Source organism: Parviterribacter kavangonensis (assembly GCF_056863335.1).
On the sequence record NZ_JBXPJA010000001.1, the window covers coordinates 901,115 to 913,399 of the forward strand.

At 73.1% G+C, this 12,285-nt stretch carries 10 protein-coding genes; 3 read left to right on the forward strand and 7 right to left on the reverse strand.

The genetic code is table 11. From position 1 onward, the window contains the following. Positions 1-1,626, forward strand: a complete 1,626-nt coding sequence (locus AC1UE4_RS04570; protein WP_482918201.1) for an FAD-binding oxidoreductase — start codon at positions 1-3, stop codon at positions 1,624-1,626. On the opposite strand, the gene AC1UE4_RS04575 is transcribed toward AC1UE4_RS04570, so the two are convergent. Further along, positions 1,623-2,573 (reverse strand): RNA polymerase sigma factor, encoded by a 951-nt coding sequence (locus AC1UE4_RS04575; RefSeq protein WP_482916033.1) that lies wholly within the window; start codon positions 2,571-2,573, stop codon positions 1,623-1,625. The two genes, AC1UE4_RS04570 and AC1UE4_RS04575, sit on opposite strands and share 4 nt — an antisense overlap. Before the next feature lie 67 nt (positions 2,574-2,640). On the opposite strand from AC1UE4_RS04575, the gene AC1UE4_RS04580 reads away from it, so the two are divergent. Further along, the gene (locus AC1UE4_RS04580) at positions 2,641-3,033 is read left to right on the forward strand and encodes a PaaI family thioesterase (RefSeq protein ID WP_482916034.1); all 393 of its coding nucleotides are present in this window, start codon (positions 2,641-2,643) and stop codon (positions 3,031-3,033) included. Here the strand turns inward: AC1UE4_RS04580 and AC1UE4_RS04585 are convergent, their stop codons facing one another. Genes AC1UE4_RS04585 through AC1UE4_RS04595 form a run of 3 tightly spaced genes read right to left on the reverse strand, consistent with a single transcriptional unit; the run spans position 3,034 to position 6,657 of the window. Further along, a complete protein-coding gene (locus AC1UE4_RS04585; RefSeq protein ID WP_482916035.1) occupies positions 3,034-4,785 on the reverse strand; it encodes an NAD+ synthase in 1,752 nt (583 codons plus the stop codon). It lies immediately after the preceding gene. Positions 4,786-4,789: 4 nt separating this feature from the next. Further along, positions 4,790-5,206, reverse strand: a complete 417-nt coding sequence (locus tag AC1UE4_RS04590; RefSeq protein ID WP_482916036.1) for a thioredoxin-like domain-containing protein — start codon at positions 5,204-5,206, stop codon at positions 4,790-4,792. Further along, the gene (locus AC1UE4_RS04595) at positions 5,203-6,657 is read right to left on the reverse strand and encodes a WS/DGAT/MGAT family O-acyltransferase (protein ID WP_482916037.1); all 1,455 of its coding nucleotides are present in this window, start codon (positions 6,655-6,657) and stop codon (positions 5,203-5,205) included. Before AC1UE4_RS04595 ends, AC1UE4_RS04590 begins: the two co-directional genes overlap by 4 nt. Positions 6,658-6,761: 104 nt before the next feature. On the opposite strand from AC1UE4_RS04595, the gene AC1UE4_RS04600 reads away from it, so the two are divergent. Beyond that, positions 6,762-7,310 (forward strand): sigma-70 family RNA polymerase sigma factor, encoded by a 549-nt coding sequence (locus tag AC1UE4_RS04600; protein ID WP_482916038.1) that lies wholly within the window; start codon positions 6,762-6,764, stop codon positions 7,308-7,310. Between the two features lie 6 nt (positions 7,311-7,316). Here the strand turns inward: AC1UE4_RS04600 and AC1UE4_RS04605 are convergent, their stop codons facing one another. From AC1UE4_RS04605 to AC1UE4_RS04615, 3 genes are all read right to left on the reverse strand, one after another. Continuing rightward, positions 7,317-7,964, reverse strand: a complete 648-nt coding sequence (locus AC1UE4_RS04605; protein WP_482916039.1) for a hypothetical protein — start codon at positions 7,962-7,964, stop codon at positions 7,317-7,319. 59 nt (positions 7,965-8,023) lie between these two features. Further along, a complete protein-coding gene (locus AC1UE4_RS04610; RefSeq protein ID WP_482916040.1) occupies positions 8,024-9,325 on the reverse strand; it encodes a peptidoglycan-binding domain-containing protein in 1,302 nt (433 codons plus the stop codon). Between the two features lie 87 nt (positions 9,326-9,412). Beyond that, on the reverse strand, positions 9,413-12,232 hold the full coding sequence (locus AC1UE4_RS04615) for a phage tail protein (RefSeq protein WP_482916041.1): 2,820 nt from the start codon (positions 12,230-12,232) through the stop codon (positions 9,413-9,415). Positions 12,233-12,285 lie beyond the last annotated feature (53 nt).

Below are 12,285 nucleotides of genomic sequence, written 5' to 3' on the forward strand. Positions count from 1 at the left end.
ATGAGGTTCTGGGGCTGGGGTGTCGACGCGGACGCGGGCGACGGGCTACCCGAGGCGGCGGAGCCGCTGCTCTCCGAGCTCGGTGTGGCGCCCGGCGTCTCGCGGCCGCCGGTCGCGATCGAGGACGTCCGGCTCTCCGCGTCCGCTCTCGGTGACGACGCGCGGGCCGCTCTGGCGGGGATCGTGGGACCGGACCATGTCCGCGACGACCGCGACGCTCGCGTTCTCCACGCCGCGGGCAAGTCGTATCCCGATCTCGTTCGCCAACGCTCCGGCGAGGCGACGGCGGCGCCCGATGCCGTCGTCCTGCCCGGCTCGCACGACGAGACCGCGGCAGTCCTGCGAGCGTGCGCCGAGCACGGCGTCGCGGTCGTTCCTTTCGGCGGCGGCACGAGCGTGGTTGGGGGCGTCGAGCCGCTGCGCGGGCCGTTCGACGCGGTCGTCGCTCTCGATCTCCGGCGCCTCGGCCGGCTCGTCTCGGTCGACGTCCGCTCGCTCACGGCCGAGCTCGAGGCGGGCGTGCGCCTTCCCGATGCCGAGGCGGCGCTGCGGCCGCACGGGCTGACGCTCGGCCACTTCCCGCAGTCGTTCGAGTACGCGACGGTCGGCGGCTGCGTCGCGACGCGCTCGGCCGGCCAGGCCTCGACGGGCTACGGGCGCATCGACGAGCTGGTGCTGGGGCTGCGGCTCGCCGCGCCGGTGGGCGACGTCGCGCTGCGCGCCCAGCCCGCGAGCGCCGCGGGCCCCGAGCTGCGCGAGCTGCTCGTCGGCAGCGAGGGCGCGCTCGGCGTCATCACGTCCGCGTCGCTGAGGGTCCGGCCGCTGCCCGCCGAGCGCCGCTACGAGGGCTTCGTGTTCGAGTCGTTCGCCGCGGGCGCCGAGGCGTTCCGCGTGCTCGAGCAGTCCGGCGCGGCGCCGCACGTCGCCCGGCTGTCGGACGGGGACGAGACGCGCGTGTCGCTCGCCATGGCGGGCGGCGGCTGGAAGACGCGGGCGGCCGGCGCCTACCTCGGGCTGCGTGGGGTCGCCGGCGGCGCGCTGGCGATCTGCGGCTGGGAGGGCTCGAAGCCCGCCGTCGGCCGCGCGCGGGAGCGGACGAAGGCGCTGTTGAAGAAGCACGGCGCCGTCGCGCTCGGCGGCTCACCCGGCCGGGCGTGGGAGCACGGGCGCTACCACGGCCCGTACCTGCGCGACGACCTGCTCGGCCGCGGCGTCTTCGTCGAGACGCTCGAGACGGCGACGCAGTGGTCGAACATCGAGGCGCTGCACCGCGCGGTCGGCGGGGCCCTGCGCGAGGCGCTCGGCGCGCTCGGGACGCCGCCGATCGTCATGTGCCACATCTCGCACCTGTATCCGTCGGGCGCTTCCCTGTACTTCACGTTCTTCGCGCGCGCCGACGAGGGCCGCGAGCTCGAGCAGTGGCGCACGGCCAAGCGCGCGGCCAGCGAGGCGATCGTCGCGACGGGCGGGACGATCACGCATCACCACGCGGTCGGGCGCGACCACGCCGAGTGGCTGCCGGCCGAGGTCGGCGAGCTCGGCATCGCCGCGCTGCGCGCCGTCAAGGCCGAGCTGGACCCGGCCGGCGTGATGAACCCGGGGAAGCTGCTCGCGCCCGCGAGCTAGCCGTCGCTGCCGCCGAACGCGCCCTGGAGCACGATCTCGCCGGGCGACTTCGGCTGCTTCGCGGTCTCGCGCGTGAGCACGATCGCGTCGTAGTCCTTCGCCTCGGCGGGCAGCTGGAAGCCGGTCTCGATCCGCCCGTTCTTGCCGGGCTGCGGATCGGGGAAGCCGAGGAACTTCGCCTTGTCGGCGCTGGAGTACAGCCAGATCGCGTAGTAGCGCGGCGGGTTCGGCGTCGCGCGGGGGAGGCCCTGCGCCACGAGCGCGACGGCGCGCTGGCCGCCCTGGCTGGCGATCTGCGCGACGCCGCAGACGCCGCCGCTCTTGCACGCCTGGCCGGGCGGGGTGAGGTTGATCTGGTCCTCGAACTTCGGCTCGCCGGCGGTCGTCTGCGTCTGCGCGGCGGTGGTGCCGGTCTGGGCGCTGTCGTCGCCGGAGTCGTCGTCGCCGCCGTTCAGCACGAGCGCGAGCACGCCGGCGATCAGCAGGGCGATCGCGCCGAGCAGGATGGCGCCGCCGACCTTGCTCGAGCGCTCCACGCGCTCGCGGTGCTCCTCGCGCTTCTGCAGCGCGTCGAACGCCTCGTCGACCTCGGCGGCCTCCGCCGGGATCTCGGGCAGCGCGTCGGGCGCCAGGTCGCGCAGCTCGCCCGAGACGACGCGCGCCCAGGCGCGAGCCGGGGCCGAGCGCTCCAGCAGACCGCGGGTCGCGGCGCGCTGCGAGGCCGACTGCTGGCCGAGCAGGTAGTCCGCGATGTCGTCCTGCTCGCTCAGCGAGAGGTCGCCGACGTCCTCGGGCCCGAGCGCGTCCAGCGCGCTGCGTGCGCGCTCGCGCACGGCGGACGGGTCGATGCGCAGCAGGGAGGCGATCTCCTCGTAGCTGCGGCCCTGCTTGAGCAGCAGCTGGAGCGACGCGCGCTGGTCGGGCTTCAGCTCGTCGAGTCGGCTCATCGGCCCGGAGAGACTAGTGGTTCGGCAGACGGCTCCCGACGGTTCCCCCCGCTAGGGTGCCCGCTCCATGGCCCTCGAGCCCGTCGTTCCGTTCGACCGCACCTTCGACGCCCTGTACGGGCTGGAGGTCCACGAGGTCTCCGACGAGGAGGTGACCGCGACGGTCCCGGTGCGCGACGAGGTCAAGCAGCCGATGGGCCTCGTCCACGGCGGCCTGTACGCCGCGATCGCCGAGTCGATCACCTCGATCGCCACCGCAATGGCGGTCGCCGACGAGGGGAAGATGGCGATGGGCCTGTCGAACGCGACCTCGTTCCTGCGCCCGATCACCGAGGGCACCGTCCACGCCACCGCGCGCCGCATCCACCGCGGCCGCACGACGTGGGTGTGGGACGTCGAGATCACGGACGACGCGGGCCGGCGCTGCGCGCTGACCCGGATGACGATCGCCGTCCGCTGATCAGCCGCCGTAGCGGTTCGTGATCGGCATCCGGCGGTCGCGGCCGAACGCCTTCGACGTCACGCGGATGCCGGGCGGGTTCTGACGGCGCTTGTACTCGGCGAGGTCGACGAGCCGGATGATCCGGTCGACGTCCTCGGCGGCGAGGCCCTCGTCGATGAGCTGCTCGCGCCCGAGGTCCTCCTCGACGTAGCCCTGGAGGATCCGGTCGAGGACGTTGTACGGCGGCAGCGAGTCCTCGTCCTTCTGGTCGGGGCGCAGCTCGGCCGACGGCGGCCGCGTGACGATCGACTCGGGGATCGGGTTGTCGGCGTCGCGGTGGGCGCGGACCTCGACGAGCTTGTACACGAGCGTCTTCGGCACGTCCTTGATGACCGCGAAGCCGCCCGCGGTGTCCCCGTACAGCGTCGAGTAGCCGACGCTCAGCTCGCTCTTGTTGCCGGTCGTCAGCACGAGCCAGCCGAACTTGTTCGACAGCGCCATCAGCAGGTTGCCGCGGATGCGGGCCTGCAGGTTCTCCTCGGTGATGTCGGGGTCGCGGCCCGAGAACGCCTCGGCGAGGCGCCCGTCGTACTGGTCCATCAGCTCGCCGATCGGCAGCTCGCGGAAGTCGATCCCGAGGTTGTGGGCGAGCACCTCGGCGTCGGAGCGCGTGCCCTCGGAGGTGTAGTGCGACGGCATCGACACCGCGCTGACGCGGTCGGCGCCGAGCGCGTCGACTGCGAGGATGACGACCAGCGTCGAGTCGATGCCGCCCGACAGGCCGAGCACGACGTGCTTGAAGCCGTTCTTCTCGACGTAGTCGCGCAGGCCGAGCACGAGCGCCGCGTAGACCTCGGCCTCGTCGTCGAGGAACTCCGCGACGGGCCCGTGGGACGCGCCGGCCAGGGCGGGAACGCCGCCGGCCTCGGTCCGCTGGCGTGAGTCGTCGCCGACGGTCAGCCGCGCGAGCACGTCGACGCGATCGGACGCCGCGCGCGCGGCGACGCGGTGGCGCGTCTCGCGCAGCCGCCCGGCCGCCGCGGCCGCGGGGTCGACCTCGCAGATCAGCAGGTCCTCCGCGAAGCCCGGGGAGCGGGCGAGCACCGTGCCGTGGTGGTCGCAGACGAACGAGTGGCCGTCGAAGACGAGCTCGTCCTGGCCGCCGACGAGCGCGCAGAACGCGATCGGGCAGACGTAGTCGCGGGCGCGCTGGACGATCATGCCCTCGCGCCGCTGCGGCTTGCCGCGGTCATAGGGCGAGGCGGAGATGTTCACGATCAGCGTCGCGCCCGCCAGCGCCTCGTCGGACGCCGGCGTTCCCGGCTGCCAGATGTCCTCGCAGACGGTCAGCCCGACGAGCGTCCCGTCGATCTCGATCATCCCCGGCCGCGTGCCGGCCTGGAAGTAGCGGACCTCGTCGAACACGCCGTAGTTCGGGAGGTTCATCTTGCGGTAGATCGCCTGGACGCCGCCGTCGGCGAGCACGGCCGCGGCGTTGTAGACGTCGAAGTGCCGCTCGGGGTAGCCGACGATCGCCACGATCCCCTCCACGCCGGAGGCGATCTCCTCGAGCGCCGCGCGCGTGTCGCGCAGGAAGTGCTCCTTCAGCAGCAGGTCCTCGGCGGGGTAGCCGACGAGCGCGCACTCGGGGAACAGGACGAGCTTCGCCCCGGCCTCCTTCGCCCGGGCGATGTCGTCCGCGATCCGGCGGGCGTTGCCGTGGACGTCGCCCACGACGGCGTTCATCTGGCTCAGGGCGATGCGGAACATGCCCTCATCCTGCCCGGCCGCGGCCGAGCCAGTACTCGACGAACTCGCGGAGCCGTGGATCGGCGGCGGTCGGGACCTCCAGCCGGCGCTCGTAGGCCTCGGCTACGACGCCGCCGCCGCCCGACGCGCGCGCGTGGACGATGACGGCCTGGCCGGCCTCCTCGAGCGTCTTGTCGGCCGGCCCGGAGATCTCCTCGCCGAGCGACTTGAGCAGCGCGCGCTCGCCGGGCGAGCGGTAGGTGAGCACGACGTTGCCGAGCGCGAGCTCCTCGCGGTTCAGGTCCGGCGCCGCGACGCCGGGCGCGTTGGACTCGTCGTGGTCCAGGCTCGCGTCGTCGCGCGACTGGAAGAACGCGATCAGCCCGATCGCGCCGGCGAGCGCGACGACGATCGCGAGCGCGACAAGTCCGGCGCGCCTCACGCCGAGGCAGGTGCGGGGGCCGCGGGACGCAGCCGTCGCGGCCGCGGGGGACGGGGGCCGACGCCGGCCTCGCGGGCGAGCGCCTCGATCGACGCCCCGATGTCCGTGGCGACGTCGTCGAGGTCGGCGAGGGCGTCGTAGTCGCCCAGCAGCCCGAAGCCCAGCTTGCCGTCGTAGCTCATGATCGCGATGCCCAGCGCCTGGTTGAGCGAGAGCGGCACGACAGGGTAGAGGCGCAGGAGGCGGTGCCCGAGCACGTAGAGCGGCAGCTGCGGCCCCGGCACGTTCGTCACGACGACGTTGAACCACCGCTGCCGCGCCTGCAGCCGGGCCGCCTGGTTGAGGATCGTCGGCGGCGCGAAGTCGCCGAGCTGGGTGAGCACCTGCGCGCCGACGGCCTGCCCGGACTCCTTGAGCCCGGCCATCGCCTCGTGCACGCGCCGGTACGCGAGCTCGGGGTTCTCGACGCCGACGGGCAGCGGCGCGTGGACGGCGGCGACGCGGTTGCCGAGCGCTCCGCGCTCCACGTCGGCGCGCACCGAGACGGGGACGAGCGCGCGCAGCTCCAGCTCGTCGGTCGGGTGCCCGTGGCGGCGCAGCGAGCGGCCGAGCGCGAGCGCGACGACGGTGAGCACGACGTCGTTGACGGTGCCGCCCAGCTCGTCCTTGATCGCCTTGAACTGCGCGAGGTCGGCGTCGACCCACGCGTAGCGGCGGTGCGGGCCGATGCGAACGTTGAGCGGGCTCGGCGGCGCGGGGCGCAGCGTCGCCCGCAGCGTGGCGCCGACGCCGGCGGCGCGGCCCGCGATCTCGCTCGAGACACGGCGGGGCGCGCGGGTCAGCGCGCGCACGCCGCGCGCCGCCTCGCCGGGGACGGTGAGGCGCTCGAGGAGCGCGTCGGCCAGCAGCTGGGTGCGGCTCGGCGGCGGCTTGGGGAACCAGGGGTGCTCGGGCGGCGCGGTCGGCTCCGGGTCCGCGGCGGCGTCGAAGAGGACGGTCGTGACGTCGACGCCCGAGACGCCGTCGACGAGCGCGTGGTGCGTCTTGGCCACCAGCGAGAAGCGGTCGCCGTCGAGCCCGTCGACGAGCCAGATCTCCCACAGCGGGCGGCGGCGGTCGAGCTTCTGCGAGAAGACGCGGCCGGCGAGCGCGCGGAGCTGCTCGTCGCCGCCGGGGCTCGGCAGGCCGGTGTGGCGCAGGTGGTAGCGGAGGTTGAAGTGCGGGTCGTCGACCCAGACCGGCCGGCCCTGCCCGTACGGGATCTCGGCGAGCCGCTGGCGGTAGCGCGGCACGAGGTGCAGGCGGTGGTCGAGCGCCTCGAGCAGGTCGTCGTAGGGCGGGGCCTGGCCCTCGAAGACCATCACCGAGGCGACGTGCATCAAGGCCCCGGCGTCCTCGATGTGCAGGAAGGCGCTGTCGAGCGCGGACAGCCGATCGGGATTGCGCGGCACGGCGGGATCGTCGCCGTCGCAGCGTTGTTCCGCAACCCGTTCACGCGGGTTCAACAAACTTCTGCAGCAACCTTCAACAAGTTGTGTAAGCTGTGTTCCACGCCATGAACCTCAGCGACCCCCGCACCTTCGCCCGCATGTACGACGCCCACGCCCGCAGCGTCCACGGCGCTGCGTTGCGCATCCTGGGCGACCCCGCCCGCGCGCAGGACGTCACTCAGGACGTGTTCCTGCGCGTGTGGCGCAACCCGAGCCGGTTCGACGAGCGGCGGGGCGAGCTGGGCTCGTACCTGCGGCTGATGGCGCGCAGCCGTGCGCTCGATCTCTGGCGGGAGGGGCAGGCCGCCGGCCGGGCCCGCGACCGGCTGGAGCACGCGACCGCGGTCGAGGCGGACGCGCTCCCCGACGACCGCCCGTCGACGCTCGCCGAGCGCGACGAGGACCGCGCCGCCGTGCGCGCCGCGCTGCGGCTGCTGCCGCAGGCTCAGCGCGAGGCGGTCGTGCTCGCGTACTGGTGCGGGATGACGGCCGACGAGATCGCTCGCCGCTGCGGGGTTCCGCTCGGCACGGCGAAGTCTCGCATCCGCCTGGGCCTGGCGAAGCTGCGCACCGAGATCGACGGCATCGCCGCCGAGCCGGCGCTCGCCGCCTGACCGGCCTCAGGAGCCGCTCGCGAGCGGCTGCGCGTCGCTCGCGTTCCCGTTCTTCGCGCCGAGGCTCCAGAGCTTGCGGTTCGCCCGCGCCGGGTCGCGGGTCTCCACGACCTCACCCATCCGGACGAGCACGTCCACGAGCTCGGTCACGCGGGAGGGGGAGAGACCGAGCGCGTCGGCGAGCTCCGCTCGTCCGCGGGGCTCGGCGAGCAGGGCGCGCAGCTCGTCCAGGCGCGCCTCGCTCGCGGCCGCCGAGCCGCGGCGGCCCGGCCGCCCGCGTCGCCGGACCGCATCCGGGTCGGCGGGCACCTCGTCCGCCGACTCGACGGCGCGGAGAACGTGGAGGATCTGCTCGTGCTCGCGGACGAGCGGCGTGATGCGGCGCCATCGCCGGTCCAGCGCGGCACGGAGGTCGTGCAGCTCGTGGAGCGTCGCGTCGAGCTCCGATCTGACCGCGGCGTTGGCGTCGGCGTCGCCGTCTCCGTGGTGATGCGGGCGCTCGGGCAGGGCGCCGAACGCCTCGAGGATCGCCGCGATGCGGTCGTGCTCCTCGACGAGCGGCGCGAGCGCGTCCCGTCGCGCGCGCAGCCGCTCGCCCGCATCTGCCAGCAGCGCTCCGGCGTTAGCCAGTCCCGGCGGCGCGGCGGCGTCCATGCCGCCACCGTACGCCGCCGGGACTTCGGCGCTCGGGGAGATCTGCACCCCGAAGCTGCTCATGACCGCCGCCGCCGGTCGCCGTTGGCGGAGTCCACCCCCTCGTTCACCCAGATGAGCTTCGAGCCGTGCTCGCTGAACCACGCGAGCACGTCGCCGAGCTCCGCCGGGGACTCGGTCAGGATCGAGGGATCGGTCACCACGAGGCCGTCCGCCTCGCGCCTCTTGATCCGCTCCATCGCGTACGCGAGCCCGGGCCGGGCGCTGCGGTCGCCCGTCTCCGACTGGTGCTCGCGCACGAGCTCCTCGAGCACGAGGCCGCGGCGGTCGCACTCGGCGAGGATGCGCTGCGCCTGCCGTTGCAGATCCCGGTCACCGGGATCGCCTCGCCGGCGGGCCAGGGCGGCGTAGCCCAGGACGCGCGGCCGGTCCGCTGCCGTGCGCGCGGGCGCGGCGACGGGGACGGCTGGGGCCGGGGGCGTGGTCGCGTCGTCACCGGCGGCCTCGGGCTCCGGTCGTGGCGAGCCCGTCCGCAGGACCGCGACGGCGAAGAGCGCCCCGAGCAGGGCGATCGCGATCGCCAGGGCGACGAGGAGCTCGTCCTTGTAGTCCTCGGGGCCTTCCACGGCCGGTCCGACCAGCTGCTGGTCGTCCTGGCCCTCGCCTTGCGGCTCCTTCTGAGCGACCTGGCGAGTGGTCCCGGCGTCGGCCGGCTGGTCCTGCGGCTGCTCCACCGGCTGCTGCTGGTCCTGATCCGCCGGCTGCTGCTGCTCTGCCGGCTGGGTGTCCTCGGCGAGCCGGCGCTTCAGCGCGGCCCGCGTGCGGATGCCCGCGATGCCGTCGGCGGCGAGGTCGGCGCGACGCTGGAAGCGAAGCACCGCCGCCCGCGTCCGCTCGCCGAACCGGCCGTCGATCGCTCCCGGCTCGAAGCCGGCGCGGCGCAGCTGCCGCTGCAGCGTGCGCACGCGCTGCGACCCTTCGGCCCCGGCGAAGCCGGCGCCCGTGGTGAGCGTCGTCATCTGCCGACGCAGCGCGGCGTCGGTGCTCGGGCCGGCGATGCCGTCGACCGGCAGGCCGTGCCGGAGCTGGAACCGGCGGACCGCGGCCTCCGTGAGCGGGCCGAACCGCCCGTCCACGGGGCCCGGCTGGGCGCCAACCGCGCGCAGCCGGATCTGCAGCTGCTGGACTCGCTTGGAGCCCTGCGGCTGGTCGTAGCCCGCGCCGCGGCTGAGCAGCGCGGTGGCCGACGGCTCGTCACCCTGCTGGGCGCTCGCCGGGGCCGGCAGCATCGCCATCGCGAGGACCACGGCGAGGCCGGTGATCGCGAGGGCTGTCGCTGCCTTCTTGAACTGCGGATGCATCGTGTCTCCTTCATCGAGCTTGGTTCCGCCTCTGCGCGCGCGTCCGCGGGCGCGCAGGGGCGCTGGCTGTGGGGGGCGGGAAGCCCCTCAGCCAGGCCGCTCGATGAGGGAGACGAAAGCCGCCTGGCGCCAAGGCGCCGGGGCGAGATCCACGTTCTTGAAGGAAACGGCGAGCAGGACGACGAGCGCCAGCAGCAGCACGCAGAACGCCGTGCCCGCGCCACCCGAGCTGCCCGAAGCGCTCGAGCTGCCGGCCGGTCCCGGAGCCTGCGGCGAGCGCGTCGGAGCGTCCGGAGCGATCGAGTCGACGCCCTTGACGCGGTTGGCCGCGTCCTCGGCCACCTGACGGGCGGCCTCGGCGGCGAGCACCGGCTGCGCCACGAGCGACAGAGCCGTCGCCACGGAGTCCAGCAGCCCGGTCTCGAGCGGCGACACCATCGGGACGTCACAGCGAGCCGGAGCCTTCGGGAAGGTCACCGCATGAAGCGCCTGCTTCGGATCGGCCACCACCGGCACCTCGGCGCTGTCGACGGAAGCGGGGGAGGAAGCCTCGACGACCGAAGCCGGCGCATCGATGGCGGGCTGCGCGACCGGTCCCACGGAAGCGACGACCACGGGCTCCGACATCGTCGTAGGACCCGCATCCGCCGGCGCCACCGAAGGCTCCTCGGCGACAGTCCCGCTCGACTCGACCACGGTCGTCTCCGGAGCCGCGTCGACCGGCGTCTCGGCCACCGGCTCGACGACCGGCTCGACGACGTCGGTCACCGGCTCGACGACGGGATCCACAATCTCCGTGACCGGGTCGACGACGGGGTCGACGATCTCAGTGACCGGGTCGACGACGGGATCGACGATCTCGGTGACCGGGTCGACGACGGGCTCGACGACGGGATCGACGATCTCGGTGACCGGGTCGATGACCGGCTCGACAACCGGATCGACGATCTCGGTGACGGGATCGATGACCGGGTCGACGACGGGATCGATGATCTCGGTGACGGGATCGATGACCGGGTCGACGACGGGATCGACGATCTCGGTGACCGGGTCGATGACCGGCTCGACGACCGGGTCGACGATTTCGGTGACGGGGTCGATGACCGGCTCGACGACGGGGTCGACGATCTCGGTGACGGGGTCGATGACCGGCTCGACGACCGGGTCCACGATCTCGGTGACGGGATCGATGACCGGCTCGACGACGGGATCGATGATCTCGGTGACGGGATCGATGACCGGCTCGACGACGGGATCGATGATCTCGGTGACGGGATCGATGACCGGCTCGACGACGGGATCGATGATCTCGGTGACCGGGTCGATGACCGGCTCGACGACCGGGTCGATGATCTCGGTGACCGGGTCGATGACCGGCTCGACGACCGGGTCCACGATCTCGGTGACGGGATCGACGACCGGCTCGACGACGGGATCGACGATTTCGGTGACCGGGTCGATGACCGGGTCGACGATCTCGGTGACGGGATCGATGACCGGCTCAACGACCGGGTCGACGATCTCGGTGACGGGATCGATGACCGGCTCGACGACGGGATCGATGATCTCGGTGACCGGGTCAATGACCGGCTCGACGACGGGGTCGACGATCTCGGTGACGGGATCGATGACCGGCTCGACGACGGGATCGATGATCTCGGTGACCGGGTCGATGACCGGCTCGACGACGGGGTCGACGATTTCGGTGACCGGGTCGATGACCGGCTCGACGACGGGATCGACGATTTCGGTGACCGGGTCGATGACCGGCTCGACGACGGGATCGACGATCTCGGTGACCGGGTCGACGACGGGCTCGATGACCGGGTCGACGATCTCGGTGACCGGATCGACGACGGGCTCGACCGTGTCGACGACTGGCTCGACCACCGGATCGACGGTCTCGGTGACCGGCTCGACGATGGGATCGACGGTGTCGGTGACCGGCTCGACAACCGGATCGACGGTTTCGGTAACCGGCTCGATCACCGGATCGACGACCTCAACGATCGGCTCGACGACAGGTTCGACGACCTCAGCCACAGGCTCGACGACAGGATCGACGGTTTCGGTGACGGGCGCGATCACAGGGTCGACGGTGTCGGTGACCGGCTCGATGGTGTCGGTGACCGGCGCGATGATCGGGTCGACGGTGTCGGTGACGGGCTCGACGGTGTCGGTGACCGGCGCGATGATCGGGTCGACGGTGTCGGTGACGGGCTCGACGGTGTCGGTGACCGGCTCGACGGTGTCGGTGACGGGCTCGACGGTGTCGGTGACGGGCGCGATGATCGGGTCGACGGTGTCGGTGACCGGGTCGACGGTGTCGGTGACCGGGTCGACGGTGTCGGTGACCGGCGCGATGACTGGGTCGACGGTGTCGGTGACGGTTTCCGTCGTCGAGTCAGTCGTGCCGGCGGTTGGATCGGTGGTCTCGGTCGACGGCGCTGTGGTGCCCGTCGTCTCTTCTGCGGCGTCGACGGTGCTGGTGGTCGAGTCGGTCGTCGCCGTCGGTGCGTCGGTGGTGGTGGGCGACGTCTCCGCGGCCGGCTCGACGACGGCTTCAGTGGTGTCGGTCGTCGCGGCCTGGGGTTCGGCCGTGGTCGTGGACTCGACCGTGGGAGTGGGTTCTGGCGCGGGGGTGGGCTCGGCCGCAGGCGTTTCGTCGACCGGAGCGCTCGTTGGTGCGGCCGTGGTCGTGGTCTCTTCGGCCGCGGTGGTGATGGGTTCGGCCGCGGACGTCGTCTCTTCGGCCGCGGTCGTCGTTGCCTCGACCGTCGTAGTGGGGTCGAGCGACTGGGCGGTGGCCGCGGCGGTGGGGATCGCGAGCAGGAGGAGCGTCGCGAGCAGGAGGAGCGTCGTTAGGCGCGCGCGGGCGGCCGGGTTGGGTGAGGTCCCACGGTCCATGAACTCGAGGTCGACTGGTTCGCCAGTCGACGGTGATCTCGGTGGATTAGCAC

What these genes read in the sequence shown, in the direction of transcription:
- AC1UE4_RS04580 (WP_482916034.1), top strand. Translation starts at nt 2,641, where the DNA reads ATGGCCCTCGAGCCCGTCGTTCCGTTCGACCGCACCTTCGACGCCCTG.
- AC1UE4_RS04615 (WP_482916041.1), bottom strand. Translation starts at nt 12,232, where the DNA reads ATGGACCGTGGGACCTCACCCAACCCGGCCGCCCGCGCGCGCCTAACG.
- AC1UE4_RS04575 (WP_482916033.1), bottom strand. Translation starts at nt 2,573, where the DNA reads ATGAGCCGACTCGACGAGCTGAAGCCCGACCAGCGCGCGTCGCTCCAG.
- AC1UE4_RS04570 (WP_482918201.1), top strand. Translation starts at nt 1, where the DNA reads ATGAGGTTCTGGGGCTGGGGTGTCGACGCGGACGCGGGCGACGGGCTA.
- AC1UE4_RS04600 (WP_482916038.1), top strand. Translation starts at nt 6,762, where the DNA reads ATGAACCTCAGCGACCCCCGCACCTTCGCCCGCATGTACGACGCCCAC.
- AC1UE4_RS04610 (WP_482916040.1), bottom strand. Translation starts at nt 9,325, where the DNA reads ATGCATCCGCAGTTCAAGAAGGCAGCGACAGCCCTCGCGATCACCGGC.
- AC1UE4_RS04585 (WP_482916035.1), bottom strand. Translation starts at nt 4,785, where the DNA reads ATGTTCCGCATCGCCCTGAGCCAGATGAACGCCGTCGTGGGCGACGTC.
- AC1UE4_RS04605 (WP_482916039.1), bottom strand. Translation starts at nt 7,964, where the DNA reads ATGGACGCCGCCGCGCCGCCGGGACTGGCTAACGCCGGAGCGCTGCTG.